The sequence below is a fragment of the Methanobrevibacter sp. genome (assembly GCF_045541095.1).
In the GTDB taxonomy this organism is placed as follows: Archaea; Methanobacteriota; Methanobacteria; order Methanobacteriales; family Methanobacteriaceae; genus Methanocatella.
Window position 1 is genome coordinate 1 of sequence record NZ_JAZQIJ010000013.1, and the last position, 2,512, is coordinate 2,512.

At 34.8% G+C, this 2,512-nt stretch carries 2 protein-coding genes; both read right to left on the bottom strand.

Annotation, left to right across the window (positions count from 1 at the left end):
- The coding region (locus tag ACKI2P_RS00485) for a hypothetical protein (protein WP_407374197.1) at window positions 1-1,378 on the bottom strand (1,378 nt) is incomplete at its 3' end.
- 618 nt (window positions 1,379-1,996) lie between these two features.
- Window positions 1,997-2,392: a hypothetical protein gene (locus ACKI2P_RS00490; protein ID WP_407374199.1), complete on the bottom strand. Its 396-nt coding sequence runs from the start codon at window positions 2,390-2,392 to the stop codon at window positions 1,997-1,999.
- Window positions 2,393-2,512 lie beyond the last annotated feature (120 nt).

Here is a 2,512-nt window from a genome sequence, read left to right on the forward strand (position 1 = left end):
CCTCACGGGTAACAACAATCAGTTCATTTATGCCATCACTGTCAAAGTCATAAATTGCACTGCTGACAACACCAGTTACTTTATTCAAATCATAGTTTTCTGTGAAAGTCACATTTGTAGCAGCTCTGCCAAGGTTTTTCACCAAAGTATTATAAACATAGTCGCTGTAAATTTTGTCATAGTTGATAACTTCCTTTGTTGTTTCTGATGGTGTAGTTGGGTCAGTTGATTCTTGCAGTTCAGTTTCAGAAACATAAAATTGACCCTCTTTATAAATCAAAGCATATTCTGGATAAAAATGACCACCTTCCGAACTAAATTCATTTTTAGTTGTATAGAGAGTACCATCATCTTTTTTATAGAAGCCCTGTGTATGTCTGGATAAATTCAATTCATAAGGTATATTATCTTTGACACCATAAATTAAACTCCACCATCCTGAACCACCTGCACCAACATCAAATCCGAGAAATCCGTGATTTTCAGCTATTGCATAAGTAGGTTCGCTTTCAATCATAGGATTTATAGTACTATTCGGCTGTCCATTGTCATTTGTACCAAAAATGTTATAAAATTCTTCAGGCATTGCAGTTTCGTTACCATCAGCATCAATGTAATACACATACTGAATTATATCCGTGTCATCAGAATTTTTTTTACTGATAACAGCAAAAGCTTCGTTTCTGCCATTTCCATCATAGTCGTGATATTCAAAAAATTTTACATTGCCATGTTTTTCAGCGAGTGCCTTGAGGTCATCTTCTGTCAGTTCTGTTTTAGGTGTTGTTTCAAGCGGTGACAAATTAGTTAATTTATAATGATGCCCTAAATCAACATAATCGGAATTAGCCACTGTGTCAGTAATACCATAATTTTTCAGAATAGATTTGAATTCTTCTTCTGAAATCTCTGTAGCATTATTTTCATCTTTGTAATATGTTCCTTCTTCATTAGAAATCACATCTTTCAAAGTAAGAGTTTCATTATTCACTTCAAAAAATGAATCTGTCCATGAACTTCTTCCTTCATTTAATATCAAAATATGATTAGAAAAATTGAACCATACAGTATAGGCACTCAAATCTTCTGAACCTTTAAAAGCTGGAACAGCACTTCCATTTTTATAAGTATAAATGGAATAAGCACCACCGCCAACACCTTGACTATAGCAGATAATCAATTCATCTGCTCCATCTCCAGTAAGGTCATATAAGCTATAGCCGGTACGGTCATCAGATTCATATGTCTGAATCATTGCTTTATAAGCTTCCGCTGCATCTGTGGTTAAATTTGCTGCCTTTGCAGGAACAACAGTTACACAAGTAGAAACAACCATAATCACAGCAGAAAGAACTGCAAGCATTTTTCTTGTTTTCATAGTACAATAATCCTCCTTTCTAAATAGCCAGCAAGCTATAAAAAGTTATTTTTCAGACTTTTGTTTTTCAAACACCACTTTCCAAGAAAATCATGAATCAACTTAAGAAAAGTGCCAATATTTCATATCTTTTTGGAGTGAAAGGATTTTTTTCCAGTTTGGGGTACGGAACGAAAGTGGCAAAAAATATTTAATGACCTAAAGCATGTGATAACAGAGTCTCTTGCAAGCTCTATCATGGTTTTAAAAGCCATTCTATAGCTTATTTGAAACCTGTTTTATGCTATTTTGATTTTCAAGCCATGAAAAAACTTGGAAAGTGGTGTTTTTCAAAGATAATAGAGTTCTCATGATTCTGAAATATATAACTTGACACTTTCATCTATAGAAAGTCGATTCTCCCTACACTTTTAGGGAAAATAGTATCAACTTATATGTTTACTATTCCTTAGCTTTATCACTATTCACAACTTAAGGAAAAATGCAAATACGACTAAAAATCAAGTGCTTTTACAAGTCAACTAAAACATAACATACAAGCAGTTGATAATCTGTCTATTGACCAAATTTCCTAAGTTGTTGATAGTGATTTTATAATGAAGAAATTAGCTTAGCTAGTTAATGTTTCTTTTTGTGAGAAAGCATACCAACAGTCAGGGCAGTGAAAGCAGCAGCCCCAGCAGCAATGGGAAGTGCTTCACCTGTAGGAGGTGAACCTGCACTGGAAGAGGATGAGGAAGAAGAACTGGAATTCTTGCTGGAAGAAGAGGAAGAGCTAGAATTTTTGTTTGAAGAAGAGGAAGAATTATCCTTCTTGTCTGTATTTTCGCTGGTTGGTTCAGTATATTCACCAATCATTATTGCATTCAGCACCTGAACATTCTTCATATTTTCACCTTTATTGTTGCCTACATCATAGTTTGGAAAAGAATAATTCAGAAGCTGTACAGCAGGATAAGTCGGAGGCCAAGCGGTCTTAGGAAGACAAAATATCTCTCCAACTCCTTGGCTCACAGAACGACATGGCTACGATCCGACTTTTATTGCATTCAGCACCTGAACATTCTTCATATTTTCACCTTTATTGTTGCCTACATCATAGTTTGGAAAAGAATAATTCAGAAGCTGTACAGC